At 64.1% G+C, this 26,194-nt stretch carries 22 protein-coding genes; 8 read left to right on the top strand and 14 right to left on the bottom strand.

Going from position 1 to position 26,194, the window contains the following annotated elements; genetic code table 11:
* Nucleotides 1-44 precede the first annotated feature (44 nt).
* Nucleotides 45-1,319 carry a LysR substrate-binding domain-containing protein gene (locus FAZ98_RS14420; RefSeq protein WP_158952019.1) on the bottom strand — a complete coding sequence of 425 codons (1,275 nt, stop codon included), beginning with the start codon at nt 1,317-1,319 and terminating at the stop codon, nt 45-47.
* A gap of 143 nt (nt 1,320-1,462) precedes the next feature.
* Here FAZ98_RS14420 and FAZ98_RS14415 point away from each other — a divergent pair, with 143 nt between their 5' ends.
* From FAZ98_RS14415 to FAZ98_RS14395, 5 genes are all read left to right on the top strand, one after another.
* A complete protein-coding gene (locus FAZ98_RS14415; protein ID WP_158952018.1) occupies nt 1,463-2,314 on the top strand; it encodes an amidohydrolase family protein in 852 nt (283 codons plus the stop codon).
* Between the two features lie 68 nt (nt 2,315-2,382).
* On the top strand, nt 2,383-3,294 hold the full coding sequence (locus FAZ98_RS14410) for a substrate-binding domain-containing protein (protein WP_158952017.1): 912 nt from the start codon (nt 2,383-2,385) through the stop codon (nt 3,292-3,294).
* 83 nt (nt 3,295-3,377) lie between these two features.
* Entirely contained in the window at nt 3,378-4,733 is a 1,356-nt protein-coding gene (gene dctA / locus FAZ98_RS14405) for a C4-dicarboxylate transporter DctA (RefSeq protein WP_158952016.1), read from the top strand.
* A gap of 149 nt (nt 4,734-4,882) precedes the next feature.
* Complete coding sequence (locus FAZ98_RS14400; protein WP_158952015.1) at nt 4,883-5,920, top strand: porin; 1,038 nt, start codon at nt 4,883-4,885, stop codon at nt 5,918-5,920.
* Between the two features lie 370 nt (nt 5,921-6,290).
* A complete protein-coding gene (locus tag FAZ98_RS14395) occupies nt 6,291-7,745 on the top strand; it encodes an MFS transporter (RefSeq protein WP_158952014.1) in 1,455 nt (484 codons plus the stop codon).
* Nucleotides 7,746-7,817: 72 nt separating this feature from the next.
* Here FAZ98_RS14395 and FAZ98_RS14390 read toward each other — a convergent pair whose 3' ends face one another.
* The 4 genes from FAZ98_RS14390 to FAZ98_RS14375 all read right to left on the bottom strand — a co-directional run bounded on the left by FAZ98_RS14390 (nt 7,818) and on the right by FAZ98_RS14375 (nt 11,669).
* Nucleotides 7,818-8,723, bottom strand: a complete 906-nt coding sequence (locus FAZ98_RS14390) for a LysR substrate-binding domain-containing protein (RefSeq protein WP_158952013.1) — start codon at nt 8,721-8,723, stop codon at nt 7,818-7,820.
* A 288-nt stretch (nt 8,724-9,011) separates the two neighbouring features.
* Entirely contained in the window at nt 9,012-9,395 is a 384-nt protein-coding gene (locus FAZ98_RS14385; protein WP_158952012.1) for a VOC family protein, read from the bottom strand.
* A gap of 17 nt (nt 9,396-9,412) precedes the next feature.
* Nucleotides 9,413-10,384, bottom strand: coding sequence for a hydroxymethylglutaryl-CoA lyase (locus FAZ98_RS14380; protein ID WP_158952011.1), 972 nt, complete (start codon nt 10,382-10,384; stop codon nt 9,413-9,415).
* Between the two features lie 94 nt (nt 10,385-10,478).
* Complete coding sequence (locus FAZ98_RS14375) at nt 10,479-11,669, bottom strand: CaiB/BaiF CoA transferase family protein (protein WP_158952010.1); 1,191 nt, start codon at nt 11,667-11,669, stop codon at nt 10,479-10,481.
* A 297-nt stretch (nt 11,670-11,966) separates the two neighbouring features.
* On the opposite strand from FAZ98_RS14375, the gene FAZ98_RS14370 reads away from it, so the two are divergent.
* Nucleotides 11,967-12,950 carry a D-2-hydroxyacid dehydrogenase gene (locus tag FAZ98_RS14370; protein ID WP_158952009.1) on the top strand — a complete coding sequence of 328 codons (984 nt, stop codon included), beginning with the start codon at nt 11,967-11,969 and terminating at the stop codon, nt 12,948-12,950.
* Nucleotides 12,951-13,044: 94 nt separating this feature from the next.
* Here the strand turns inward: FAZ98_RS14370 and FAZ98_RS14365 are convergent, their stop codons facing one another.
* From FAZ98_RS14365 to FAZ98_RS14355, 3 genes are all read right to left on the bottom strand, one after another.
* Nucleotides 13,045-13,290 carry a hypothetical protein gene (locus tag FAZ98_RS14365; protein WP_158952008.1) on the bottom strand — a complete coding sequence of 82 codons (246 nt, stop codon included), beginning with the start codon at nt 13,288-13,290 and terminating at the stop codon, nt 13,045-13,047.
* 220 nt (nt 13,291-13,510) lie between these two features.
* Nucleotides 13,511-14,836 carry an MFS transporter gene (locus FAZ98_RS14360; protein ID WP_158952007.1) on the bottom strand — a complete coding sequence of 442 codons (1,326 nt, stop codon included), beginning with the start codon at nt 14,834-14,836 and terminating at the stop codon, nt 13,511-13,513.
* Between the two features lie 126 nt (nt 14,837-14,962).
* Nucleotides 14,963-16,600 carry a gamma-glutamyltransferase family protein gene (locus FAZ98_RS14355; protein ID WP_158952006.1) on the bottom strand — a complete coding sequence of 546 codons (1,638 nt, stop codon included), beginning with the start codon at nt 16,598-16,600 and terminating at the stop codon, nt 14,963-14,965.
* Between the two features lie 98 nt (nt 16,601-16,698).
* On the opposite strand from FAZ98_RS14355, the gene FAZ98_RS14350 reads away from it, so the two are divergent.
* Nucleotides 16,699-17,562, top strand: a complete 864-nt coding sequence (locus FAZ98_RS14350; protein ID WP_158952005.1) for a LysR substrate-binding domain-containing protein — start codon at nt 16,699-16,701, stop codon at nt 17,560-17,562.
* 120 nt (nt 17,563-17,682) lie between these two features.
* Nucleotides 17,683-19,230 carry a phospholipase D family protein gene (locus tag FAZ98_RS14345; RefSeq protein WP_158952004.1) on the top strand — a complete coding sequence of 516 codons (1,548 nt, stop codon included), beginning with the start codon at nt 17,683-17,685 and terminating at the stop codon, nt 19,228-19,230.
* An 87-nt stretch (nt 19,231-19,317) separates the two neighbouring features.
* Here the strand turns inward: FAZ98_RS14345 and hutG are convergent, their stop codons facing one another.
* The 6 genes from hutG to hutC all read right to left on the bottom strand — a co-directional run bounded on the left by hutG (nt 19,318) and on the right by hutC (nt 26,194).
* Nucleotides 19,318-20,127: an N-formylglutamate deformylase gene (gene hutG, locus FAZ98_RS14340; protein WP_158952003.1), complete on the bottom strand. Its 810-nt coding sequence runs from the start codon at nt 20,125-20,127 to the stop codon at nt 19,318-19,320.
* A 30-nt stretch (nt 20,128-20,157) separates the two neighbouring features.
* Nucleotides 20,158-21,582, bottom strand: a complete 1,425-nt coding sequence (locus tag FAZ98_RS14335) for a formimidoylglutamate deiminase (RefSeq protein ID WP_158952002.1) — start codon at nt 21,580-21,582, stop codon at nt 20,158-20,160.
* Nucleotides 21,579-22,817 (bottom strand): imidazolonepropionase, encoded by a 1,239-nt coding sequence (hutI, locus tag FAZ98_RS14330; RefSeq protein ID WP_158952001.1) that lies wholly within the window; start codon nt 22,815-22,817, stop codon nt 21,579-21,581. Before hutI ends, FAZ98_RS14335 begins: the two co-directional genes overlap by 4 nt.
* A complete protein-coding gene (locus FAZ98_RS14325; RefSeq protein WP_158952000.1) occupies nt 22,814-23,476 on the bottom strand; it encodes a HutD/Ves family protein in 663 nt (220 codons plus the stop codon). Before FAZ98_RS14325 ends, hutI begins: the two co-directional genes overlap by 4 nt.
* Entirely contained in the window at nt 23,473-25,161 is a 1,689-nt protein-coding gene (hutU, locus tag FAZ98_RS14320; RefSeq protein ID WP_158951999.1) for a urocanate hydratase, read from the bottom strand. Before hutU ends, FAZ98_RS14325 begins: the two co-directional genes overlap by 4 nt.
* A gap of 319 nt (nt 25,162-25,480) precedes the next feature.
* Complete coding sequence (hutC, locus tag FAZ98_RS14315; RefSeq protein WP_158951998.1) at nt 25,481-26,194, bottom strand: histidine utilization repressor; 714 nt, start codon at nt 26,192-26,194, stop codon at nt 25,481-25,483.

Here is a 26,194-nt window from a genome sequence, read left to right as displayed (position 1 = left end):
CGCATGCGTCGCGAGACCCATGCGGTTTTTTTCGTTTCGCCTGCTTAGATATCCGAACTTTTCGGTGCGTCTCCGAGCGCCGCGCATTCCGTGCGCAGACATTCGACAAACGCTTCCTGCACCGCCGTGCCCAGCCAGTCGCCGCGCACCGTGTAGCCCACCGTGCGGCTCGCTTCGGGCGTCTGCACCGCGAGTTCGAGCGCGACCATGTCCATGCCCGGATAGCCCTCACGAATCAGCGAGCGCGCCAGCAGCGTAATGCAATCGCTTTCCACCAGCATCGCCATCATCATCGGCATGGAGCTCGTCTCGGCCACGTGGCGCGGCTTGACCGCGAGGCTGGCGAGAATCGAATCGATCACCGCGCGGCGCGGCACGTTGCGCTGTGGCACGACCCAGTCGTAGGGCGCGAGATCGCCCGCCGCGAGCGACTTCTTTCCCGCGAGCCCATGCCCTTTTCGCACGGCGACCACGTACGGGTCGGCGAATAATTCGGTTTCCTGAACACTGCCCGTGAGGCGCGGATCGCGCAGCGCGCCGATGATCACGTCGATCGCGCCCATGCGCAATTCGCGCAGCAAGCGTTCGTGCGAGCCCTCGTCGATCGTCACGCGCGCGGCGGGATAGCGCGCACGAAGCCGCTCGACCGTGCGCGCAACGAGACGCGGCGGCATCATCGGCAGCACACCGATCGACACGCGCCCGGTCTGCAAGCCGCGTGCATAGGCGAGGTCTTCGCGCGCCTGCGCGATTTCGTAGAGCGCGAGGCTCAGGCAGCGCGCGAACTCGACACCGGCCGGATTGGCGGCGACATTGTGCACACGGCGCCGATACAGCGAAACGCCCACGATCTGCTCGAGCTGCCGCGCTGCCCGATGCACGGCGGGCTGAGAAATGCCGAGCTGCTGCGCCGCCTCGACGGCCGAACCCGCGTTGGCGATGGCGATATGGCAACGCACTTGCGCATCCGTGAGGTGCCGGCAAATATGACTGGCCGCGCTGGAGGGCGGCGCCTGACCGATCAGGCTCGCCACGCCGCGCTCCATCTGATCGAGCATGCGCCGCACGCGCCGGTGCAGGATCGCACCTTCGGTCGTGAGTTCGCTGCCGCCGAAGCCGCGCTTGAACAACGCCCCGCCGAAACCCGCTTCCAGCTTGCCGATGGCGAGGCTCACGGCCGGTTGCGTGCGCCCGGCCCGTGCCGCCGCCTGACCGATGCCGCCCGCTTCGCACACGGCGTCGAAGAGAAACAGACGCCTTAATCGCGTCAGATCGTCTTCGGCAAGATTGTCTTCATCCACGGCATTTTGTGCTTTCATTGTGTTGACAGTTGCATCCGCATAAACCATTAGCTTAACAATAATTTATGCCATAGGTCGTACTTCATATTAAGGCAGTTGACGGCTTCTCACTTACAGTGACGCACATCGCATCACAGTGTTTTCAGCCAGGAGCCTGATCCATGTCGGTCGTCATCGATACGCATACTCATGTTATTTCCCCGGATACGCAGCGCTATCCGCTCGCGCCGGTGGGCGGCCACCAGTCGGAATGGTCGGCCAAGCGACCGGTCAGTATCGAAGGCCTGCTTTCGTCGATGGATGCCGCCGGCATTGATCGCGCCGTGGTCGTGCAGGCATCCACGGTTTATGGCAACGACAATAGTTATGTCGTCGAAGCGGTGCGCCACCACGCGGACCGCTTCGCGGGCGTGTTCTCGATCGACGTGCTCGCGGCCGACGCCGTCACGCAATTGCAGCGCTGGCTGGACGCGGGCCTGAGCGGCCTGCGCCTCTTCACCACGGGCAGCACCATGCCGGGCCAGGCCGGCTGGCTCGACGACGAGCGCTCGTTCCCCGTCTGGGAATACGCCCAGCGCCACAACGTCTCGATCTGCCTGCAGATGACGGCGCAAGGCATTCCGGCGCTGCTCAACATGCTCGGCCGCTTCCCCCAGGTACGCGTGCTGCTCGACCACCTCGCGCGCCCCGAACTCGCAGGCGGTCCTCCGTACGAAGCCGCGGCGCCCCTGTTCAGCCTCGCCTCGCATCGCGGCGTGTATCTCAAGCTCACGAATCGCACCATCGCGGAAGCCGCGCGCGGCGCGTCCACGCCGGAAGCCTTCTTCCCGCGCGTGCTCGAAGCCTTCGGTGCCGACCGTATTGCGTGGGGCTCGAACTTCCCGGCCGCAGAAGGCTCGCTGCCGGAACTGCTGACGCAAGCGCGCGCAAGCCTCGCGATGCTGCCCGAAGCCGCGCAGGAAGCCATTTTTGGCGGCACCGCACGCGCGATCTACCCCGTGCTCGCCGCGTAAATCGCCGTTCGATCGCCAACGCTCGAAGAACGCCAGGCATTCCCAGGTAATTGAAAGGACCGCAGATCGTGAGTACGAATCCGAACGCGCCGAAAGTGACCATCGCGCTGAAGCGCTATCCGCATACGCAACCGCTGCTCGACGGCGAATTCACCGATCCCGCCGTGAATCTGGTTTTCGACGAAGTCGAGCCGATCCACCGCGCCTTCGCACCGATGGCGCGCGAGCAGGCCTTCGACGTGAGCGAACTCGCCATCGTCACGTATCTGCAGGCCAAGGCGTACGGCAAGCCGCTCGTGCTGCTGCCGGCCGTCGTGGCGGCGCGCTTTCAGCAAGGCTGCATTATTTATAATGCGCGTCGGGGCAAACTCGACGTGAGTCAGCTCGCGGGCAAGAAGATCGGCGTGCGGGCGTATTCGCAAACCACGGGTATGTGGGTGCGCGCGATTCTCGGTCAAACCTACGGCGTGCCGCTCGAACAGATCGACTGGGTGACGTTCGAAGGCGCGCATCTCGAGGAATATTCGTCGCCCTCGTTCGTGCGTGCCGCCGCGCCGGGTCAGCAAATGTTGCCGATGCTGCGCGCGGGCGAGCTCGATGCCGCGATTCTCGGCAACGATCTGCCCGACGAAGCCGGTCTGGAACCGCTGATCGAAAACGCCGCGGCCGCCGACCGCGAATGGTACGCGCAACACCATTACGTGCCGATCAACCACGTGGTGGTCGCGACCGAAGCGCTGCTGCGTTCGCAACCGCAAGCCGTGCGCGCCGTGTACGACCTGCTCAAGCGCGGCAAGGCCGCGGTGGCGGAGCAAAATGCGGGCAAACCGGACAAGCTGCTGTTCGGTTACGACGCGCTGCGCGGGCCGCTCGAGGAAACGATTGCCCAGTGCGAGGCCCAGCAGTTGCTGCCGCGCAAGCTGACCGTCGACGAGATTTTCGCCGACACCCTCGACATTCTCGGCGAGGCCGCGCGTTGATGCAGCGCTCGCGCAGATTGCCGCAGAAGTTTTGCCGATTTTCGAGCGAACCCGAGTTCGCCGCCGTTTGAGAAGGAGACGTCATGAGTTTGCCAGGCGCGCACGCCACGAAACCCAAGGGCCGCCAGCCGTTCTACCGGGACCTGTCGTTCCAGGTGCTGGCCGGCATGGCGCTCGGCATCGTCACGGGCTACGTGTTCCCGAAGTTCGGCATCTCGCTGCAACCGCTCGGCGACGCGTTCATTCGCGTGATCCAGATGCTGATCGGCCCGATCATCTTCTGCACGGTGTGTAGCGGCATAGCGGGCGTGAACGACTTCAAGAAGGTGGGCCGCGTCGCGATCAAGGCGCTCTTCTACTTCGAAGTGGTCACCTCGCTCGCACTCGTGCTGGGGCTCGTCGTCATCAATGTGCTCAAGCCCGGCGTGGGCATGAACGTCGACATGAGCACCGTGCACTCCTCCGCGGTCGACGCGTATGTCGCCAAAGCGCACCACGTGGTCACGACGAGCGAATTCCTGCTCAACGTGATTCCGCACACGGCGATCAGCGCGTTCGCGGGCGGCGACGTGCTGCAGGTGCTGTTCTTCTCGGTGCTGTTCGCATTCGGCCTCGCGGCCATTGGCGAACGTGCCCGCCCCGCGCTCAATCTGATCGACGCGGTTTCGGGTTCGCTGTTCTGGATCATCGGTCTCACCATGAAGGTGGCGCCGCTCGCGGCATTCGGCGCCATTGCGTTCACGGTCAGCAAATTCGGCTTCGGCACGCTGATCTCGCTCGGCAAGCTCGTGCTCGAATTCTATTTGACCTGCGCCCTGTTCCTGATCCTGATCCTTTGGCCGATCGCGAAGCTCAATGGCTTCAGCTTGCTGAAACTCATGCGGTATATCGGCGCGGAATTGCTGCTGGTGATCGGCACGAGTTCGTCGGAGACCGTGTTTCCGCAATTGATCGACAAGCTCGAACGACTCGGCTGTGAGAAGTCGGTGGTCGGTCTCGTGCTGCCCACGGCCTACACGTTCAACCACGACGGCACCTGCCTCTATTTCGCGGCCGCCGCGGTGTTCCTCGCGCAGGCCACCAATACGCCGATGAGCTGGCACGACCAGTTGGTGTTGCTCGCCGTGCTGCTGCTCACGTCGAAGGGCGCAGCGGGCGTGTCGGGCGCCGCCATCGCCGTGCTGGCCGCCACGCTGGCCGCCTCGAACACCATCCCCGTGGAATCGATCGCGTTGATTCTCGGGATCCACAAGGCGATGTCGAGCGGGTTCGTGTTCACCAATATCGTGGGCAACAGCGTGGCGACGATCGTCGTTGCGAACTGGGAGAAGGCGCTCGATCGCAAGGCACTGCGCCACGAGTTGAAGACGGGTTTCATACCCACTGAAACGCCCGTTGCCCATCTCAAGCAAACGAGCAGCGGTTCCGCAGGAAATTGACACCCGCTCGGGCGAAGCACCTTCGCTCCGCCCGAGGCTCGCCTCGCAGCCGAGCAAGTTTGTTTAGTTAGTCATACCAGGTAAATCCGGCATCTCGCATGCTGCGGTGCGCCGGACTCAGAACGATAAAACAACATAGGAGACTCACAGTGAAGATCAAGGTCTGGAATACGATTGGGCTGGGGCTGTCCGCCTCGGTGGGGCTGATGGCATTGCCGGCGCATGCGCAAACCAGCGTGCAACTCTACGGCACGGTGGACGGCGGGATCCGCTACCAATCCAATGCGGCGGCCGGCGGCGGTTCGGTCGTGACGATGAACTCGAACGGCTATTACAGTTCGAACAAACTCGACTTCGGCGGCCGTGAAGACCTCGGCGACGGCTGGTACTCGCACTTCCTGCTGGAAAGCGGTTTCAATCTCGGCAACGGCCAGTTCGACAACACCACCGGCACGGAATTCAATCGCCAGGCGTTCGTGGGCATCGGCAACAAGCGCTACGGTTCGCTCGACCTGGGCCGCCAGTACACGATCGCGCACGACATCATCAGCATCTACGATCCGTTCCACTTTCACTTCACGCCGATCATCCCGCTCACGACGGCCTCGGACGGCACCCGCAACAACAACGACGTGAAGTACAAGAACACGTTCGGCAGCCTGCTGTTCGAAGTCGACAATTCGTTCGGCGGCGTGCCGGGCGATATCGCCAGCGGCGCCACGCGCGCCATCGGCATGAGCTATTCGCTCGGCCCGGCGAAACTGGGTGGCGTGTACGGGCACCGCAACATCCTCTCCGGCACCAACTATGTGGGCGACAGCTACTACATGGTGGGCGGCAGTTATCGCCTCGGCCCGGTGAATCTGTCCGGCGGCTTCATGTCGGAAGACCTGCAAACTCCCACCACGACGCATGCGGTCACGAACAACGGCTTTGGCGGTCTCTCCTGGAACATCTCGCCGTATCTCGTGTTCCGCGGCGCGTACTACCAGACCACGGTATCGAACGACAAAGCGGGGCGACGCGGTCTTTCGGTACTCTCGCTCGCGTATCTGCTTTCGAAGCGCACGACGCTGTACAGCGAAGCCGATTACACCTCCTACCGTCACGCCGTGGTCAGCACACTCAACCCGGCGGGGGCCTCGAGCCAGACGGCCGTGACCATCGGTATCGATCACCTGTTCTAGACGGCGCGATATTCTTCATGTCGATGTCTTGACACAATAGTTCGGATTACTACCTTTTCGTGTCATTGGCGCATTGCGCGACGTTTCCCTGCGTCGTGTAATGCGCTTTTTTTTCGCCGCGATTCTCGCCGCCGTGCTCGCCGCATTGTTCGCCGATAATCCGCGCGCCCAATCCTAGGTTCCAGATTCAGTCGAATCGCATCCCCGCCCCAAGCAAATCACTGTTTTAAAAGCACTTTCCTACCCTTTCTCGCAGGGAAAGCATGCTTGAGGCATGTTCAATTTTCGCGCTCCCGGAAATTGACCACACTAGCCATCACGCCCCGTCCGCGTGCGCGAGGGGCGGCACGATCAGAACCCAGGAGACACCATGAATACCCAACCACTCGAGCTGGGCAGCGGCACGCCCGGCGCCCCGCGCCGGCCGCTATCCGCCGATGCCGCACACGACGCATCGCAACACGGCGCGCAAGACGTCACGCTCGGCAGCTTCATGGACGACATGCCAGTGGGCTCGCTGCATCGCTTCGTCGTCTGGATCGTCGGGATCGGGCTGTTCTTCGACATGTACGAGATCTTTCTCGTCAGTTCGATCGGCTCGGCGCTGCAAAACGAATACGGTCTCGACGCGCATAGCCTCGCGTTCAAACTGCTGCTCGCTTCGGCGTTCGTCGGCATGTTCTTCGGCTCGCTGTGCCTTGGCAGCCTCGCCGACCGTATCGGCCGCCGCCGCGCGTTCCTCCTCACGCTGGTCTGGTACAGCGCGTTTTCGCTGCTCGCGGCGTTTTCGGTGAATGCAACGATGCTCGTCATCTGCCGCTGTCTCACGGGGGTGGGCGTCGGCGCGATCTACCCGGTCTCCGACAGCTTTCTCTCCGAGATCCTGCCGAAAGACCGGCGCGGCCGCCTCGCCGCCTGGGCCTATACGACTTCGTACGTGGCCGTGCCGCTGGTCGGCTTTCTGGCTGTGTGGCTCAATCCGCTGCATCTGGGCGGTATCGCGGGCTGGCGCCTGATTCTGGCGATCGGCTCGCTCGGCGCCGTATTCGTGCTGGCCGTGCAGCACCGCCTGCCCGAAAGCCCGCGCTGGCTGCTCGCGCAGGGTCGCGCCGACGAAGCCTATGCCGCGGCGCGCCGCTTCGCCGAAAGCGCGGGGGCTCGCCTGCCGCAACGTTTCGCCGAGCCGAAAGTCCAGCAATATCCGCTGGGCCTCGCGGGGCGCCTCGCGCTGCTGCGCCGCGCGCCGTACGGCAAGCGTTACCTCATGCTCACCATCTTCCACCTGTTCCAGGGCTTCGGGTATTACGGCTTCGGCACGCTTGCGGGCGCCGTGGTGAAGAGCCGCGGCTTCGACGTGACAGGCAGCACGTTGTTCGTCGCGCTTTCGTTCCTGGGCTACCCGATCGGCTCGCTGCTCTCGGTGCCGCTGCTCAACTGGATCGAGCGCCGCACGCTGGTGATCGCCTCGCTCGTGTCGATCGCGGTGTTCGGCGTGGGTTTCGCCTACTCCGACAGCTCGACACTGATCGTAGGCTTCGGTGTCCTGACGACCTGCGCCTCGAACGTGTTCAGCAATGCATACCACGTGTATCAGGCGGAGATTTTCCCGGCCAGCGTGCGCTCGACCGCCATCGGCACAACGTATTCGCTCTCGCGCATCGTGAGCGCCGCGCTGCCTTTCGTGCTGCTGCCGGTGCTCACGCAGCATGGCCCGCTGGCGATGTTCGGCGTGATCTCGGCGGCGCTGGCCATTGTTGCCGTAACGCTGCGCGCGCTCGGGCCGCTCACCACGCGCCGTAGCCAGGACGAAATCAACCCGGTCTGACCGTTCGCCCGGCAGCGCGGCCGGGCTTGCAAAAACGGGGCGGTTGCTGCAACACGCGGCGCCGCCCTTTCTTCATTCGGTTACGCGATTCGACATGTAATCGAAGAGGCTGACGATGTCCGAGCTACGTGCGCTCTCCGCTTTCACGCCCACCCACAGTGTGCGCGCCGACCACGCGTCCGAGAGTTTCACCTTGACGACGCCCGCCTTGCCGCGATCGTCGCTCACGGCCTCGCGCGGCAGAATGCCGATACCCAGCCCCGCTTCGATCATGCGAAACACGCCGTCGAAATTCGACGCCTGAATGCGCAGCTTCAACGAGCGTTCGAGCGCGAATGCGGCGTCGGTGAGACGCGCGAGCAACGAACTGCCGTCGCTCAGACCCACGTAGTCTTCGTCGAGCGTATCGGCGAAACGCATGATCTCGTGCTGCGCGAAGCGGTGCGTGCGCGGCACCAATAGCACGAGTTCGTCGCGCCGGTACAAACGCCGCTCGATGCCGGGCGCGGGCACGTTGTCCGCGAAGACACCGATATCGGCCTTGCCCGAACCGAGGGCTTCGACGATCTCGTGACTCAGGCGTTCCTCCAGACTCACCTTGATGCCCGGATATTCGCTGAGAAAGCGCGCGAGGTCGACGGGCAGGAACTGCACGATCGACGACGTATTCGCCCACATGCGCACGTGCCCGCGCACGCCCGCCGCGTAGTCGCTCATTTCGTTGGCCATGCGGTTCACCTGATCGACCACGCGCGTGGCGTGTTCGAGCAAGGCGTGGCCCGCCGGCGTGAGTTCGACGCCGCGCGCGCGCCGCAAAAAGAGCGCACAGTCGGTGACGCTTTCGAGTTCGGCAATGCGCTTGCTCACCGCGGAGAGCGTGAGCTGACCGTGTTCCGCAGCCTTGGTGAGACTGCCGTGCTCGGCAACGAGCAGAAACACGCGCAGCGACTGCAGATCGAAATGAAGAGGATTGACCATGATGAAAAGGCACGAAGCCGAAGCAGCGCGAGCCCCGATTGTGCGGCATCGCGCGCCGACGCGAAAGGCCGCCTTCGGGCGAACGCATGCTGCGATGCGAAGAAAAGATCGGGCGGCGCCAATGAGAAACGGGCGTGCATCGCTGCACGCCCGCGATTCCGGACCCTTGTCCGGCTGGTTCGCCGCGGCGCCGGCGCCCCCCGATGCCGCGACAAAGCGCGCGGCATTCGCATCGGAAACGCGCTCATTCGCGCGGGTTGCCGATGCGAAACGCTGGATCAGGCCGGATCAGATTGGTTCGGAAATTTCGATGAGATTGAGATCGGGGTCGCGCACATAAACCGAGCGAAGCTTCTGCGTCGCGCCCGTGCGCTCCACCGGCCCTTCCACGATGGGCCATTGCATCGCTTCCAGATGCGCGATCACCGCCTGTAGCGGCACCGCCGCGATAAAGCACAGATCGAGCGCGCCGGGCACGGGCACGTGCGCCTTCGGCTCGAACTCGGCGCCGCGCACATGCAGATTGATCTTCTGGTTGCCGAAGCGAAACGCGAGGCGCCCGGCGCCGAAATGCTCCAGTTGCATCTGCAGGACTTCGGTATAGAAGTGCTTCGTGGCCTCGGGGTCCACGCAGGTCAGCACCAGGTGGTCGAGGTGGTCGATCAAGGTCATGCTGGATTCCTTTGCGGTCATGAAAGCGTCCGTTCGGCAGGTACGCCTTGCGCGTGTGCGGGCATCGCGTGCAGGTCGAGACGGCGCCCCGCCTTGAGGATCTGGCTCGGCACGTCGTGACCGATCAGGCCCGGCAGACGCGCGGCCGCGTCGAGCACGGCGGCGAGATCGACGCCCGTGTCGTAGCCGTCGAGTTCGAGCATATGCACGAGTTCTTCCGTGCACACGTTGCCCGTCGCGCCCGGCGCATACGGACAACCGCCGAGGCCGCCGAGCGAAGCGTCGAAACGCACGATGCCCGCCTCGAGCGCCGCGAGCGTGTTCGCGAGCGCCATGCCGCGCGTGTTGTGGAAGTGCAGCGTGAGTTCGAGCGCGCCGAATGCCTGCGAGGCGCGTTTGCACAACTCACGCACTTGCGCCGGATGCGCCATGCCGGTGGTATCGCAGAGCGTCACGCCTTGCACACCCAGCGCCGCGAAGCGCTCCATCCAGCCGAGCACGGTGTCGAGCGGTACGTCGCCTTCCATCGGGCAACCCATCGCCGTGGAGAGCGACACGTTGATCGCCACGCCGGTGCCACGCACCGTGTCGATCACGTCGCGCAACTGGGCGAACGACTGCTCGCGCGTCATGCGCAGGTTCGCGCGATTGTGGCTTTCGCTCACCGACATCACGAGATTCACTTCATCGACATTGCACGATAGTGCACGTTCTGCACCGCGCACGTTGGGCACCAGCACGGTGTAGACGACGCCCGGCGCACGTGCAATATCGTGCATGACCGCTTCCGCGTCGCGCAGTGCAGGAATCGCTTTCGGCGAGGTGAACGATGTCACTTCGATCTTCGCGTAACCGCATGCACTGAGCCGGTCGATCAGCGCGATCTTGTCGTCGGTGTCGATAAAAGCGGCTTCGTTCTGGAAGCCGTCGCGTGTCGCCACTTCGTTGAGGTACAAGCGCTTTTTTTCCCGATTTCCGATCGTCGTCATTTCGTTTCCCGATTTTGTTTGTCGATTGCGCTGGTCGTTACGCTGGTCGATTGGGTCCGTCGATTGCATTTGCCGCGGCTTCCCGCTCTCAGGTTCAGATCACGCCACGGCCGCGCCAGGCTTCACGCGTGGCGGCATCCACGCCGATCGATTCGAGCACGGCGTCGGTGTGCTCGCCAAGTGCGGGTGCGCTGTGCTCGATGGTGCCCGGCGTCGCGCAGAGTTTCGGCACCACGCCCGGCACCTGCACGCGCGTACCGTCGGGCAACGCGTCGTCGACGATCATCTCGCGGGCGTGGTAATGCGGGTCGGTGGCGATATCGGCCACGTCGTAAATGCGCCCCGCTGGAATGCGCGCTTCGTTGAGCGCGGCGAGCACGTCGTCGAGCGGCTGGCGCGCGGTCCATTCGCCGATCGCCGCGTCAATGCGCGCGACCTGCGCGACGCGTCCGTCGTTCTGCGCGAGCGCGGGATCGTTGGCGAGATCGGCGCGGCCGATCAGGTCCATCAGGCGGCGGAAGATACTGTCGCCGTTGCCCGCGATGAGCGCGTATTTGCCGTCGCGGCAACGGTACGCGTTGCTCGGCGCGATGCCGGGCAAACTGCTGCCCGCGGGCTGGCGCACCGTGCCGAACACCGAGTACTCGGGCAGCAGGCTTTCCATCATGTTGAACACGGACTCGTAGAGCGCGACGTCCACGACCTGGCCCTGGCCGCCCTGCTGTTCGCGATGGCGCAGCGCCAGCAGAATGCCGATCACGCCATGCAGCGCCGAAAGCGAATCGCCGATCGAAATGCCCACGCGCACCGGCGTACGGTCCGGCTCGCCGCTCAGGTGGCGCAGGCCGCCCATCGCCTCGGCAACCACGCCAAAGCCGGGCCGGTCGCGATACGGCCCCGTCTGCCCGTACCCCGAGACGCGCAGCATGATGAGCCCCGGATTGATCGCGCTGAGTTCGTCCCAGCCGAGCCCCCAGCCTTCGAGCGTACCGGGGCGGAAATTTTCGATCAGCACGTCGGTTTCCGATACGAGACGGCGGATCACGTCCTGGCCTTCGGGCGTGCGCAAGTCGAGCGTGAGCGACTGCTTGTTGCGCGATTGCGCGGCCCACCAGACCGACGTGCCTTCGTGCAGCAGACGCCATTTGCGCAGCGGATCGCCCACGCCGGGCGGTTCCACCTTGATGACGCTCGCGCCGAACTCGGCGAGCATGCGGCCCGCGAACGGTCCCGCAATGAGCTGTCCGAGTTCGAGTACGCGAATTCCTTCGAGCGGTCGTGGCATGGCTGTCTCCTGAACGTGTCGCTGGCTAGCTTCGGCTTGGGCGGATTGCCGTCATGACCGCCATGATGAGCGCGTTCGCCGCGCTTGATAATCGATGCTTGCTCAATCTGGCTTGAGCAAATGGAAAGTCTCGACCCATCCCCGTCCGGCGCGGCGTTTCCCATCGTCGTCATGAATGCGCCAATTTTCCCGATCGGAAAGTCGGCTCCGCCAAAGCGCAACTCTCGCCCGCACGCCGCGCGCGACAATGCATGCGCTCGCCTCGTCCCACTCTCCCAAACAGGAAGCCTGCCGCCCATGCACGTCGTTTTTCTCGATCGCGCGACGCTCGCGCCGCAAACGCAGCTTCGCACGCTGCCTTTCGAACACACGCTCGACACGTTCGAGCGCACAGCCGACGCCGAAGTGGCCGAACGCATCCGCCATGCCGACATCGTCGTCACGAACAAAGCGCGCATAACGGCCGAAGCGCTCGCCGAGGCGCCGCGCGTGCGCATGATCGCGGTCGCCGCCACGGGCACGGACCATGTCGATCTGCACGCGTGCGCGGCGCGCGGCATTGTCGTGAGCAACGTGCGCGACTACGCCGGCAACACCGTGCCGGAACATACGTTCGCCTTGATTTTCGCCCTGCGCCGCAGCCTGCTCGCGTATCGCGACGCCGTGCGCGCGGGCCGCTGGCTCGAATCGGGTCAGTTCTGTTTCTTCGATTTTCCGATCCGCAACCTGGCCGGTTCGACCATCGGCATTATCGGCAACGGCGCGCTGGGCGGCGCCGTCGCGCACATGGCGCAGGCGCTGGGACTGCGCGTGCTGTATGCGGCGCGCGCTTCGCACAACGACACGCCGGCGGGCTATGTACCGCTGGCCACGCTGCTTGCGCAAAGCGACATCGTCTCGCTGCATTGCCCGCTCAACGCGCAAACGCGCAACCTGATCGACGCGCAGGCATTCGCGCAGATGCAGCGCCGGCCCTTGCTCATCAATACGTCGCGCGGCGGGCTCGTCGATGAAACCGCGCTGGTGGACGCGCTGCGAAGCGGTGCGATTTCAGGCGCGGGATTCGATGTGGCAACAGAAGAGCCGATGCCGGCCGATCACCCGTTTCAGGCGATTCTCGATCATCCGGCGTTCATTCTCACGCCCCACGTGGCATGGGCGAGCGACGAGGCCATGCAGGCGCTCGCGGATCAACTCGTGGAGAATATCGCGGCGTTTCAGGCGGGCGAACCGCGCAATGGGGTGATGCCGCGTCAGGGCGAGACGATGCAAGCGGACTGATTCAAGCAGACTGATTCAAGCGGAATCCGTGAAGCGGTAGACCACCGGACAGACTGAAGCGCGGCAACCGGAGCGGTTGCTCGCGCGATAACGCTCAGGCCACCGCGGGTTGCTTCGCGTGCCATTCGTCGATGGATTGCTTAGCCGATTGCTCGACCACGCTCAGTGCCATCAACACATCGATCTTCAGCTTGGGAATCTCGAGCACGACAGCAGGCAGCGTGGCCTGTTGCGTTTGCGCTTCGATTCCTTGCAGCTCCGCGCGGCATTGCCACTGCGTATCCGTTGCGTCTGCTTTTGCATCGACAGTGACTCGAAAGCCACGGTATTCGACTGCCATTCTGACTCTCCCGAAACCTGACAAAACGTAATTCCCGAACCGCCAATTGACTCAATGCCGGACTCAATGCCGACCAGCGGTGAGGATGCCGAATATATCATCAACGGGAAACGGCTTCAGCGAAGGTCGCACACTCACGGGCAAGGCGCGCTTGCGCCCTGCTTGCGTCCGCTTGCGTCCGGTTTACGCCGCGTTTAAAGGGCTCGAATGCCGCTTCGGCTCAACTCGCGAGACGCGCGCGCGGCGTAGCTTGCCGCATCGTGCGCCAGCCGACGATCGCGAGCGATACGCCCGAAACGACTGCCGCAAGCGAAACGTAATAAGCGGGAGCGAGCGTGTCGCCAGTGGCATGAATCAGCAACTCCGCAATGGTCGGCGCGAAGCCGCCGAAGAGCGTCACGCCCAGGCTATACGCGATCGACAAGCCGGCCGAGCGCACGTGGACCGGAAAGATCTCCGACATCAGCGCGGGCATCGGACCCGAATACGCGGCCTTGAAAATGCCGGCCGCACCTTGCAGCACGAGCAGCCAGCCCAGCGTGGGATGACGCTGCAACATCGAGAACATCGGATACGTGAGCGTGGCCAGCAGAATGGACGTGGTCAGCATGATGCGCACGCGCCCGATGCGATCGGAGAGCGCGCCCATTACGGGCGAAAGCAGGAATTGCAAACCGCCGTTGAGCACGACCACGCCGAACGAGGTGGCCGCCGCCATATGCAATTGCTTGACCGCATACATCGGCATATAAAGCTGAAGGATATACACGCCCACCGTGGATTGCGCGACGATACCCACGGCCAGCAGCAAATTCACCCATTGCTGCGTCAAACGCGGCCGTGCTTCCACCACCACCGATTCCGCATCCGCTTTTTGATTGGCGACGAATTCCGGCGTTTCGTCGAGATGCGAGCGAATATACCAACCCACTGGGCCGAGCACGAGCCCGAAGAAGAACGGCACGCGCCAGCCCCACGATTGCAGTTGCTCGGGCGGCAGCCACCACGCGAGCACCGAGCCGAACGCAGCCGCGAGAATGGCCGCTGCACCCTGACTCGCGAATTGCCAGCTCGCGTAATAACCGCGCTTTGCGGGGCTATGCTCGACCATGAACGCCGTTGCGCTGCCGAATTCGCCGCCCACCGCAAAGCCTTGCACGAGACGCGCGAGCAAGATCAGCAAGGGCGCGGCCAGCCCGATGGAGGCGTACGGCGGCATCACGGCCATGGCGAGCGTGCCCAGCATCATCAAGGCGATGGCGAGCGTGAGCGCCGCCTTGCGCCCTTTGCGGTCACCGTAAATACCGAGCACGATCGCACCCAGCGGGCGCATCAAAAAGGAAATGCCGAACGTGCCCACGGCAAGCAAGGTGGAGAGCCATTCGTCGTGCACGGGAAAGAACTGTTTCGCGATGATGGGCGCGAAATAGCCGTACACGAGAAAGTCGAACCATTCGAGCGCATTGCCGATCGACGACGAAAACACGATACGGCGCACCATGCCGCGACTGAGTGGCGCGCTCGCGCCCGACGATCCGTTCTCCATACCTGTCACCTTCTATTATTTTGATCTGCTAATCGAATCGCGTGGAATGCCGCGCGTTTTATCAACGCGCGGCGCCCTTTTCAAAGCGCTTTTAAAGCCGCTTCAAAGAGCGGCTTTAAAGCGGCTTTAAAACCCGGCCGCCAAACCGTCACGCCGCGTGTCGCTGGCCGCCACGTAGCCGCGATCCGGGTCGTTGCGATCGAGCTTCCAGATGAACTGACCCGAGCCGAAATCCATATACGGGTCGTCGATGCCCTTGATCTCGTGGCCGAGCGCCTGCAACGCCTGCGAACATTGCGGGTCGAACGTCGACTCGATGTCGAGCGTGAAGTCGCGGTTCACCTTCCAGCGCGGCGCGTCGCAAGCGGCTTGCGGCTGCTGGCCGTAGTCGAGCATGCGCACGACCGACTGCAGGTGCCCTTGCGGTTGCATGTCGCCGCCCATCACGCCGAAACTCATCACGGCTTCCTGCCGGCCCTCCACCTGCTGCGTGAGGAACGCGGGAATGATGGTGTGGAACGGCCGCTTGCCGCCCTCCACCACGTTCGGCGACTTCGGGTCCATCGAAAAACCGCAGCCGCGATTCTGCAGCGCGATACCGGTACCCGGCACCACCACGCCCGAACCGAAGCCCATGTAGTTCGACTGGATGAAGCTCACCATCATGCCGTTCTCGTCGACGGCCGAGAGATAGATCGTGCCGCCCGTGCGCGGCATGCCGAAGTCGAAATGCGTGGCGCGCTTCGGGTCGATGAGTTTGGCGCGCGACTTCAGATAGGCGCTATCGAGCATTTGCTCGGGCGTCACTTCCATCGAACGCGGATCGGCCACGTAGCGATAGACATCCGCGAACGCGAGCTTCATGGCCTCGATCTGCAAATGCTGCGACTCCACCGAATCGCGCTTGAGCGAAGCCAGATCGAATTGTTCGAGAATGCCGAGTGCGATCAGTGCCGCAATGCCTTGCCCATTGGGCGGAATTTCGTGAACCGTATAGCCGCGATAATCCTTGCCGATCGGCTCGACCCATTCCGGGCGATAGTTGCGCAAGTCGTCGGCGCTCAGCGCCGCGCCGCATTCGCGCGAGAACGCGGCGATGCGCTCGGCAATCTCGCCTTCGTAATAATCGCGCGGCCCTTTTTCCGCGAGCATGCGCAGCGTTTTCGCATGACCGGGGAAACGCACCAACTCACTCACTTCGGGCGCGCGGCCGTGCGGCATGAAGGTATCGGCAAAACCGGGCTGATCCTTCAACTCGGGAATGGCGGCGTTCCACTTGCGCTGCACGATCGTGGCGACAGCGTGGCCGCGCTCGGCGATCTCGATGGCCGGTTCGAGAATGTCCGCGAAAGGCAACTTGCCGAACTTCGCGTGCAACGCTTCCCAGCCGGCTACCGCGCCCGGTACCGTGACCGAGTCCCAGCCGCGCCTGGGCTGTTTCGCGAGACCGTTTTCCTCGCCGTATTTGCGCTTGAAATAGTCGAGATTCCACGCGGCGGGCGACACACCCGACGAATTGAGGCCGTGCAGTTTCGCGCCGTCCCACACGAGCGCGAAGCAATCGCTCCCCAAGCCGTTCGACACCGGCTCGACCACGGTGATCGCGGCTGCCGCGGCGAGCGCGGCGTCGACGGCATTGCCGCCTTTCCAGAGCATACGCAGCCCGGCCTGCGCGGCGAGCGGATGCGAAGTGGAGACGATATTGCGGGCGAACACCGGCAAGCGCGGTGTGGGATACGGGTTTTGCCAGTTGAATCGCGTCATGTGAATGCCGTATGAATGGAACCGATCTAACGATTATGTTGAAGGTTCAAGCAAAAAAATATTAATATTTTATTCTCGATACTTAAAAATTTTTTGCGATGCTGACCCTCCGTATGCTGCGTACCTTGCAGGCCGTGGCCCGCACCGGCTCGTTCGCCACGGCCGCCGAAAAGACCGCGCTCACGCAGGCCGCCGTGAGCGTGCAGATGCGCAGTCTCGAAGAGGCGCTCGGCCGCCAGATCTTCGACCGGCGCGCGCGCCAGGTCGCGCTCACGCGCGAGGGCCGCGAGATTTGCGCCAAGGTCGAACGCATACTCGCGCTCGTCGACGAATTGCCCGCGAGCGCCGGCGACTCCCTGCGCGGTTCGATCATCATCGGCGCGGTCGTCTCGGTGATCGGCGCGCTCTCGCTCGCGGTGGCGCACCTCAAGACCGGCCACCCCGAACTCGAAGTGCGTTTGAGTTCCGCGCGTTCGAACGAACTCGCGCGCATGGTCGAAGACGGCGATCTCGACCTCGCGGTGGTCGTGGGCGCGCCAGACGGCGCATTGCACGACTCGCTCGCGTGGACGCCGCTTTACGAAGAACCGCTCATGCTCGTCACGAGCCGCGCGACCTACGGCGACGACGCACGGCGCATTCTGCGCGAACGCGGTTTCCTCCGTTTCGACCGGCGCGTGCCCACGGGCGTCGTAATCGAAAACGCATTGAGTGAGTTGCGCATCGAACCGCTCGAATATCTCGAACTCAATTCGATCGAAACCATCGTCTCGCTCGTGCGCAACGACGTGGGCGTGAGTGTGTTGCCCGTCTTGCGCGGCGGCAACTGGCAGAACGATCCCAATCTGCGGCTCGTGCCGTTGCCGGGGCGCGCGTTTCTGCGCAGCGTCGGCATGATTCATCGTAAAGCGCACAAGCGCACGTTGCTCAACGAAACGATCGCAGACATGTTGCGCGGATAACCCCGCGCATTCGGCAGGCAACGGTGCAGGACATCCAGCACGAATGCGTTACGCCGATCGCGTAAGCTAGGCGTGAAATGAAAGCGCGCCGATAGCAACGAAACCACGGGCGAATGACTCATGCCGAGATCGCTGGCCTCGATGTTGTGTACGTTGCTGCTGGCCGCCTGCCAGTTGCCGCCGCTCGGCGAGCGCACGCCTTCCAGCGCACTGCCCCCGGCCGAGGCGCAAAGCACGCCGCTCGGCAAGGCCGTCGCGCAGGAGATGGCGGCGCACCCCGGCTTCACGGGCATCGACCCGCTGCCCGATTCGCTCGAATCGTTCGCCTCGCGCGTCAGTCTCGTGCGTAGCGCGCAGCGCACGCTAGACGTGCAGTACTACATCTGGCGCAACGACCTCACTGGCACCTTGCTGCTGGAAGCACTGCGCGAAGCCGCCGAGCGCGGCGTGCGCGTGCGGCTGCTGCTCGACGACAACGGCATTCCCGCCTCGCTCGACAGTACGCTCGCCGCGCTCGACGCTCATCCCAACGTCGAAGTGCGATTGTTCAATCCGTTCGTGTTACGCCACCCGAAATTCATCGGATACCTGACGGACTTCTCGCGGCTCAATCATCGCATGCACAACAAGTCGCTCACGGCCGACAGCACGGCGACGATACTGGGCGGCCGCAATATCGGCGACGAATACTTCGCGGCCACCGACGGCATCGTGTTCGCCGATCTCGACGTGCTCGCGATCGGCCCCGCCGCCGCCGACGTCGCGCACGATTTCGACCGTTATTGGGCGAGCGCCTCGGCGTGGCCCGTGACGCGCATCGTCAAGCCCGCTGCAACGGACCAGGCGCGCGCGCTCGACGACGCGGCACATGCCATCCTGCTCGATCCGGCAGCAGCCGCTTACGTCGCATCGCTTGACAAGGTCACCGACGTGAATCGCCTGCTCGACGGCACGCTGCCGCTCGTCTGGGCCAAAACGCGGCTCGTGAGCGACGACCCGGCGAAAGCGCTCGGCAAGGCGCCGCCGCAATCGCTCATCCTCGCGCAATTGCGCGACATACTCGGCACGCCCACGCGCGAACTCGATCTCGTCTCGCCGTACTTCGTTCCCGGCGAAACGGGCACCGGGTATTTCACGCAACTCGCCGCGCAAGGCGTGACGGTACGCGTCCTCACCAACTCACTCGAAGCCACCGACGTGAGCGCCGTGCATTCGGGCTACGCGCGGCGGCGCAAGGCCTTGCTCGCGGGCGGCGTGGAACTGTTCGAGCTGCGCCGCGCGGCGGGCGCCACGGCGTCCGCAAGCCAGGACACCGGCGCGAGTCCCTTCGGCAGTTCCGGTTCGAGCCTGCATGCCAAGACCTTTGCCGTGGATGGCCAACGCGTGTTCGTCGGCTCGCTCAATTTCGATCCGCGCTCGGCGAATCTCAACACCGAACTCGGGCTCGTGATCGAAAGCCCCGAACTCGCGCAGCGCATCGAAACGGCATTCTGGACCCAGGTGCCGCAACTCGCGTGGCAGGCGCATCTCGACACGGGCGGTACGCTCTATTGGACCCGCGTTGCCAGCGGTCGAACGCTGCGTTACGAGACCGAACCGAACACGACATGGCAGCAACGACTCAGCGTGTGGTTCTTCTCCATTCTGCCGATCGAATGGCTTTTGTAGTGGATTGACCACCGCATTTGTCATGGCCATGAAAAACGGCGCGGGACCGCAAGATCCCGCGCCGTTTCCATGACGATGCAACGCGATTCAGCGCGCCGCGTGGTTCAGCGCCTGTACCGCTTCGAGCGCACCGCCCACCATCTCGCGCAACACGGGCTGCACGCGATTGGCGAGCGAAGGCACGTAATCGAACGGCGCGGTCTCGCTCATATAGGTGGACTGGCACATCTCCAGCTGAACGGCATGAATGCCGTCCTGCGGCGCACCGAAGTGACGCGTGATATAGCCGCCCTTGAAGCGTCCATTGGCGACCCAAGTGTACGAACCGTTCGCCGCGGCGTGTTCCGCGCGCGCCTGAACCTGCGCGTGTGCCGTGCGGCCGTCCTGCGTGCCGAGATTCAGATCGGGCAATTTATCGTCGAACAGGCGCGGCAACACGCTCGCAATCGAATGCGCCTCCCACAACAGCACATTGGCGTGGGACGCACGCAGGCGCTGCAATTCGGCGGCCAGCGTGTCGTGATACGGCTGCCAGTAATGCTGCACGCGACGCTGCTTCTCCTGCGCGTCGGGCGCACGATGGTCACGATAAAGCGGCTCGCCACGAAACGTTTCGGTCGGGCACAGCGATGTCGTGGTTTGCCCCGGATAGAGGCTTTCGTCGTTGGGCGGCCGATTCAGATCGATCACATAGCGCGAGAGACGCGCGCCCAGGATCGTCGCGCCCATCTCCTTCGCGAACGCGTAAAGGCGATCCAGATGCCAGTCGGTATCTGCAACCGTCAACGCGATATCCGTGTATTGCGCACGCAGAGAGTCGGGAATCTGCGTGCCGAGATGCGGAATCGAAATGATGAGCGGCGCAGTGCCGCGTTCGAGTGAGTAGAGGTCGTTCATGGTTCGATGTCTCGTGTGTGACCCGCGTCGTCACGCCGCCTTCAGCAGCGTGGCGAGCGCCGCGCGGTAATCGGCATAGAGGCGAGCTTCGTCGCGATGACGACGCGCCGCTACCACGCGCTCGCCGCCCGTATAGACGTCGAGCACGGGCGTTTCGCCATGTTCGCAAAAGACAACCGACGAGAGCCATGTGGCGGGCCGTTGTTCCGCCAGGTTCGGATGCTGCGCGTCCAGCACGACGAAATCGGCGCGGGCACCGGCTTGCAATGCGCCCGTCGCACGTCCCGTGGCGCGCGCGCCGCCTTGCACCGCCGCGCCGAACAGACGGTCGGCCACGTGCGCTTGCTGCGGCCCGGCGAGCACGTTGCGCTCGCGGCGCGCCAGACGCTGGCCGTATTCGAGCAAGCGCAATTCCGCGCGCCAATCCACGCCGATATGGCTGTCCGAACCCACGCCGAACGCGCCGTTCGCCGCAAGATAATCGTGCGAGGGGAAGATGCCGTCGCCGAGATTCGCTTCGGTCGTGAGGCACAGGCCCGCAATCGCGCCGCTGCGCGCGAGCGCCGCCGTTTCCCCGGCATCCATGTGCGTGGCGTGCACGAGACACCAGCGCGGGTTCACGTCGAATCGATCGAGCAGCCATTGCACGGGCCGCGCGCCTTCGGTTTCCAGACACGCGTCGACTTCGGCGGTTTGCTCGGCGATATGGATATGCACCGGCGCACCCGGCGACATCGCATCGAGTCCGGCGAGCAGCGCACGCAGCGAATCGTGCGAGACCGCGCGCAACGAATGCGGTGCGACGCCGTAACGCAACGCGCCGTGCTCGGGACGCCAGCCACGCAAGGTATCGACGATACCGAGCAGTTGGTCCGGCGTGTTGATGAAGCGGCGTTGGTCGTCGCGCGGCGCGCGCGCGCCGAAGCCGCTGTACTGATAGAGCACGGGCAGCATGGTCATGCCGATGCCCGCTTCGCCCGCCGCCGCCACCACGCGTTGCGCGAGTTCGGCGGGGCTCGCATAGCGCTGGCCGTCCTGCGCGTGATGCACGTAATGGAACTCGCACACCGACGTGTAGCCCGCCTTCAGCATCTCGACATAGAGCCAGCGCGCGATCGCGCCGAGATCGTCGGGCGTGATGCGCGCGGCAAAGCGATACATGAGATCGCGCCAGCTCCAGAAACTGTCGGTGGGGTTCGCGCGGTATTCGGTGAGGCCCGCCATCGCGCGCTGAAACGCATGCGAGTGAAGATTAGGCATGCCAGGGATCAGCGGACCCGCCGCATGGGCGACGTGACGCGGCGCTTCGGCGAGATCGGGCGTGACGCGCACGAGCGCGCCCGCAGCGTCCCACTCGAGCAGCACGTTTTCGCGCCAGCCTTCGGGCAACCAGGCGTGCGCCGCGAACAGCGCACGGGACGTTGAATCCGGATTCGTTCTGATAGGGGCATTCATGCGTAGTCGCGACGCGCGAGATCGCGCCGTTCATAAACGGTTTCGCCGCCGCGCACCACGCGCGCGCACAGCGGACGGCCGATCCAGTAAGCGAGTTCCGCGAGCGATTGCACCGACCATACGGCGAAATCGGCGGGACGTCCGGCGGCGAGCGTGCCATGATTCCGCGCGTCGCCGAATGCGCGGGCTGCGTGACGCGTCACGCCTTGCAGCACCTCGGGCACGGTCATGCGAAAGAGCGTGGTCGCCATGTTCATCATGAGCAGCAGCGAGGTGGCGGGCGACGTGCCCGGATTGCTGTCGGTGGAAATGGCGATGGGCACTTCGTAGCGGCGCAGCAGATCGAGCGGCGGCAATTGCGTCTCGCGAATGAAGTAGTACGCGCCCGGCAACAATACGGCCACCGTGCCGGCCTCTTTCATTGCGGCAATACCCGCTTCGTCGAGAAACTCCAGATGATCCGCGGACAAGGCACCGTAGCGCGCCGCCAGCGCCGCGCCGCCGCTGTTCGAGAGTTGTTCGGCGTGCATTTTCACGTCGATACGGCGCTTCGCGGCGGCCTCGAACACGCGCTCGCTCTGCGCGAGCGAGAAGCCGATGCGCTCGCAAAATACGTCCACGGCATCGACCAGACCCTCTTCCGCGAGCGCGGGCAACATGCGCTCGCACACTTCGTCGATATACGCGTCTGCGCGGCCCGCGAATTCCGGCGGCAACGCATGCGCGCCGAGAAACGTCGTGCGCACCGTGACGGGATAACGCTCGCCGAGCCGCCGTGCGACGCGCAACATCTTGCGTTCGCTGGCGAGATCGAGACCGTAGCCCGACTTGATCTCGACGGCCGTGACGCCTTCGGCGAGCAACGGTTCGAGACGTGCCGCCGATTGCTCGAACAACGCGTCTTCGCTTGCCGCGCGCGTGGCGCGTACCGTCGAAACGATGCCGCCGCCCTGCTTCGCGATGGCCTCGTAACTCACGCCGGCAAGACGTTGCGCGAATTCGTCGGCGCGCTGGCCGCCGTAGACGAGATGTGTATGGCAATCGACGAGACCCGGCGTGACCCACGCGCCTTGCAGATCCTCGCGCGACCAGCCGGCGTACTCGTGCGGCAGATCCTGCGATGCACCGAGCCACGCGATCTTGCCATCGTTCACGGCGATCGTTGCGTGCTCAACGACATCGCGCGGATCGCCCTGCGCGCACAGATTGAGGTTGTGCCAAAGCGTGCGTTTCATCGCTGCGAATCCGTTGGAATGAGCGTCAGCGCGATAGCGAGCAGCGCGCCCGCGCCGCGCGTTTCGAGCGTCGATGCGAGCGTTGCGACGGGTGCGTCGATACGCAACGTGTCGCCGGTGGCGAGTTGCACTTCGAGCTCGCCATCGACGCGGATACGTTGTTCGCCTTGCGCGCAATACAGCAGCACGGTTTGCGCCTGCACGCTGCGCGTGGCGTTGTCGCGCCACACGTCGAGCGTACCGCGCGCCGCCTCGCGACGCACCATGAGGTTGAAGTCGCGCGTGGGGCCGTCGATCAATCGCGCGCTAATGGACGCCTCGCCGCGAAACCGCGCGATATCGAGCGGCGTTTCGAGCGCGTACGTCTTTTCAGCGTCACCGCTTTCATCGCGCGCTTCGTGCAAAAGCATGCCCGCGCCTTCCAGCAACACGAGCGTGCGATCGACGCCCGCGAAGCGCGAAAACGGCCCGGCCTGCGCGACGTCCGCCACGCTCACGCGCCACGCGAACGTATCGAGCGACGCGCTGCCAGCCGAAGTCGACGAGCCCGCCGCGATCTCGCGCGTGACGCCGCCGCCGTTCTTCCACGGCGACGCCACGAGATCCGCGCCGCGCAGCACCGTGAGCGTGGCTTTCACCGCCGCGTGCGCGTCGTTCATCGGCCGAGCATCGGCAGGTTAAGGCCCGCTTCGCGCGCCGTTTGCTGCGCGAGTTCGTAGCCGGCATCGGCATGACGCATCACACCCGTGGCCGGGTCGTTGTGCAGCACGCGGCCGAGGCGTTCATGCGCGGCCTGCGTGCCGTCGGCAACGATCACCACGCCCGAGTGCTGCGAGAAGCCCATGCCCACGCCGCCGCCGTGATGGAGCGAGACCCACGACGCGCCGCCCGCCGTGTTCAAGAGCGCGTTGAGCAGCGGCCAGTCGCTCACGGCGTCGGAGCCGTCTTTCATCGACTCGGTTTCGCGGTTCGGGCTCGCGACCGAACCCGTGTCGAGGTGATCGCGGCCAATCACGATGGGCGCCTTCAACTCGCCGTTCTTGACCATTTCGTTGAACGCCTGACCGAGGCGATAACGATCCTTCACGCCCACCCAGCAAATGCGCGCGGGCAACCCCTGGAACGCGATGCGCTCGCGCGCCATGTCGAGCCAGTTGTGCAGATGCGGATCGTCGGGAATCAGTTCCTTGACCTTGGCGTCCGTCTTGTAGATGTCCTCCGGATCGCCCGAAAGCGCGACCCAGCGGAACGGCCCCTTGCCTTCGCAGAACAGCGGGCGGATATACGCGGGCACGAAGCCGGGGAAATCGAACGCGTTTTCCACGCCCATTTCCAGCGCCATCTGACGAATATTGTTGCCGTAGTCCAGGGTGGCCGCACCGCGGTCCTGCAGCGTGAGCATCGCGCGCACCTGTTGCGCCATCGAGGCCTTCGCGACCTTCACGATGCTGTCCGGCGCGACCTTCTGCGCCTCGCGCCATTGCTCGACGGTCCAGCCTTGCGGCAGATAACCGTTGATCGGATCGTGCGCGCTGGTCTGGTCGGTCACGCAGTCGGGCGTGATGCCGCGCGCGACGAATTCGGCGAACACGTCGGCGGCGTTGCCGAGCAGGCCCACCGAAACCGGCTTGCCGCTTTGCTTCGCTTCTTCGACGATAGCGAGCGCTTCGTCGATGGTTTTCGCCTTGCGATCGACATAACGCGTCTTCAGACGGAAGTCGATGCGCGTTTCATCGCACTCGACCGCGATCATCGAGAAGCCCGCCATCGTCGCGGCCAGCGGCTGCGCGCCGCCCATGCCGCCCAGGCCGCCCGTGAGAATCCAGCGGCCCTTGGGGTTGCCGTTGAAATGCTGGTTCGCGACCGAATAGAACGTTTCGTAAGTGCCCTGCACGATGCCCTGCGAGCCGATATAGATCCAGCTGCCCGCCGTCATCTGGCCGTACATCATGAGGCCCTTGCGGTCGAGTTCGTGGAAATGCTCCCACGTGGCCCAATGCGGCACGAGATTCGAGTTCGCGAGCAGCACGCGCGGCGCGTCGGCGTGCGTGCGGAACACGCCCACGGGCTTGCCCGACTGGATCAGCAGCGTTTCGTTTTCTTCGAGATCCTTGAGCGACGCGAGGATCTGGTCGAAACATTCCCAGTTACGCGCGGCACGACCGATGCCGCCATACACCACGAGCGCATGCGGATGCTCGGCGACTTCCGGATCCAGATTATTCTGGATCATGCGATAAGCGGCCTCGGCGAGCCAGGTCTTGCAGACCTTTTCCGGGCCGCGCGGTGCGCGGATCGTGCGGGTCGGGTCGAGGCGGGGATCGGTGAAGTTGGGATGGTTCATGGCGTCCGTGTCGAATCGGCTTGGCAAGGTTGAAAGCGGCGCCCGACGATGCGGCGCGGGCAATGGGTGCTGCAACGTGGACCTAGTCTAACGCCGTCAAGTTGTATATACAACTCGTTTTCAAAAAAGTTGGCTAGGTAATTACCCTGAACCAAATGCGGGATTTTTGGCGTTTAAATGCGGGCGAGGCCGTTCGAAGCGCGCCTCATTGACTAGACAGCTTCATGAAGCGAGGGAAAAGCGAAGGCGAGTCGAAGCCCGGCGGAAGCCGCCGGACCCGTCGAGATTCAGGGAAGAAGGACAGCGCGGGGATGCAGGCTCAGACCGTGCCCGCGAGATGAAAGCGCGACGACGGATGCCACAGGCGCACCGACGTCGCGACGTGCCGGCCCACCCACGTACGGCGCAGCAACAGCAGGCACGGCTCGCCGATTTCCATGTCGAGATACTGGCGCACGCGCGCTTCGGGCTTTTGCGCGTAGATACGGAATTCGGCGCGCTGAATGGGCGCTAGCCGCACCATATAGTGATTGGGTGTTTCGACCGTGAAGTCCTGCGCGAGATAGTCGGGAAATACCTCCGGATTCACGTAGCGATCTTCGTATTGGATCGGTTCGCCTTCTTCGAGGTGAACGATGCGCGAATGAAATACCGGTCCCGCCTCGAGTTCCAGCGCGGCGATCGCGTTGGGGTCGTTGCTCGGTTCGAGCGCGAGCACGCGCGCCGCGTGGCGATGGCCGCGTGCCGCGATTTCGTCGGCGATATTGCGGATCTGCAGCACAGTGGATTCGTACTGGCGCGGCGCCACGTAGGTGCCCGAGCCACGCACGCGATTGAGCACGCCGTCGGCCATCAATTCGCGCAGCGCCCGCGAAACGGTCATGCGCGCCACGCCGAATTCCTTCACCATTTCCGTCTCGGACGGCACCACGTCGCCGGGCTTCCATGCCCCGCTTTCAATTTTCGCGAGCACGTGACGCTTGATTTGTTCGTAGGCCGGCAACGGAGCGCCATTGACCGTTTTCTTTTGCAT

Source organism: Paraburkholderia acidisoli (assembly GCF_009789675.1).
GTDB lineage: Bacteria > Pseudomonadota > Gammaproteobacteria > Burkholderiales > Burkholderiaceae > Paraburkholderia > Paraburkholderia acidisoli.
The sequence above is the reverse complement of the archived record's forward strand: the minus strand, read 5'-3'. Positions and strand labels throughout refer to the sequence as shown.

Coding starts and splice junctions, on each gene's coding strand:
- FAZ98_RS14390 (WP_158952013.1), bottom strand. CDS start 8,723: ATGGTCAATCCTCTTCATTTCGATCTGCAGTCGCTGCGCGTGTTTCTG.
- FAZ98_RS14370 (WP_158952009.1), top strand. CDS start 11,967: ATGCACGTCGTTTTTCTCGATCGCGCGACGCTCGCGCCGCAAACGCAG.
- FAZ98_RS14325 (WP_158952000.1), bottom strand. CDS start 23,476: ATGAACGACGCGCACGCGGCGGTGAAAGCCACGCTCACGGTGCTGCGC.
- FAZ98_RS14350 (WP_158952005.1), top strand. CDS start 16,699: ATGCTGACCCTCCGTATGCTGCGTACCTTGCAGGCCGTGGCCCGCACC.
- hutG (WP_158952003.1), bottom strand. CDS start 20,127: ATGAACGACCTCTACTCACTCGAACGCGGCACTGCGCCGCTCATCATT.
- hutC (WP_158951998.1), bottom strand. CDS start 26,194: ATGCAAAAGAAAACGGTCAATGGCGCTCCGTTGCCGGCCTACGAACAA.
- dctA (WP_158952016.1), top strand. CDS start 3,378: ATGAGTTTGCCAGGCGCGCACGCCACGAAACCCAAGGGCCGCCAGCCG.
- hutI (WP_158952001.1), bottom strand. CDS start 22,817: ATGAAACGCACGCTTTGGCACAACCTCAATCTGTGCGCGCAGGGCGAT.
- FAZ98_RS14385 (WP_158952012.1), bottom strand. CDS start 9,395: ATGACCTTGATCGACCACCTCGACCACCTGGTGCTGACCTGCGTGGAC.
- FAZ98_RS14375 (WP_158952010.1), bottom strand. CDS start 11,669: ATGCCACGACCGCTCGAAGGAATTCGCGTACTCGAACTCGGACAGCTC.
- FAZ98_RS14365 (WP_158952008.1), bottom strand. CDS start 13,290: ATGGCAGTCGAATACCGTGGCTTTCGAGTCACTGTCGATGCAAAAGCA.
- FAZ98_RS14360 (WP_158952007.1), bottom strand. CDS start 14,836: ATGGAGAACGGATCGTCGGGCGCGAGCGCGCCACTCAGTCGCGGCATG.
- FAZ98_RS14395 (WP_158952014.1), top strand. CDS start 6,291: ATGAATACCCAACCACTCGAGCTGGGCAGCGGCACGCCCGGCGCCCCG.
- FAZ98_RS14355 (WP_158952006.1), bottom strand. CDS start 16,600: ATGACGCGATTCAACTGGCAAAACCCGTATCCCACACCGCGCTTGCCG.
- hutU (WP_158951999.1), bottom strand. CDS start 25,161: ATGAACCATCCCAACTTCACCGATCCCCGCCTCGACCCGACCCGCACG.
- FAZ98_RS14415 (WP_158952018.1), top strand. CDS start 1,463: ATGTCGGTCGTCATCGATACGCATACTCATGTTATTTCCCCGGATACG.
- FAZ98_RS14345 (WP_158952004.1), top strand. CDS start 17,683: ATGCCGAGATCGCTGGCCTCGATGTTGTGTACGTTGCTGCTGGCCGCC.
- FAZ98_RS14335 (WP_158952002.1), bottom strand. CDS start 21,582: ATGAATGCCCCTATCAGAACGAATCCGGATTCAACGTCCCGTGCGCTG.
- FAZ98_RS14420 (WP_158952019.1), bottom strand. CDS start 1,319: ATGAAAGCACAAAATGCCGTGGATGAAGACAATCTTGCCGAAGACGAT.
- FAZ98_RS14380 (WP_158952011.1), bottom strand. CDS start 10,384: ATGACGACGATCGGAAATCGGGAAAAAAAGCGCTTGTACCTCAACGAA.